The organism is Pseudoalteromonas sp. MER144-MNA-CIBAN-0113 (genome assembly GCF_040308965.1).
Classification (GTDB): domain Bacteria; phylum Pseudomonadota; class Gammaproteobacteria; order Enterobacterales; family Alteromonadaceae; genus Pseudoalteromonas; species Pseudoalteromonas tetraodonis.
Genome location: NZ_JBEOOG010000644.1, coordinates 1 through 230, shown reverse-complemented (window position 1 = coordinate 230; position 230 = coordinate 1). Strand labels below are relative to the sequence as shown.

Sequence of the window (230 nt, the reverse complement as noted above, 5' to 3'; positions counted from 1 at the left end):
AAGATGAAGTGCTCGTTACAAACGAAATTACACAAAAGCGTACCAACGTCACTATAGTCACTAAAGCCTTACTTGATGAGCTCTACCCTGATGGAGATGGTTTAGGGAAAATAGTTTATTTTGGCGACCTACCACTTAAAGTTATTGGCGTGATCGGAAACATGAAAGGCCCGTGGCTCAAAGACAGTAAACCCGATAATCTTGCGTTTATTCCTTATATTAAAGCAGCA

At 40.4% G+C, this 230-nt stretch carries 1 protein-coding gene; it reads left to right on the top strand.

Annotated elements, in window-relative coordinates; all coding sequences use genetic code 11:
- Nucleotides 1–230 (top strand): ABC transporter permease (locus AAEY57_RS21315; protein WP_350608821.1); only part of this gene is annotated, 230 nt, incomplete at both ends.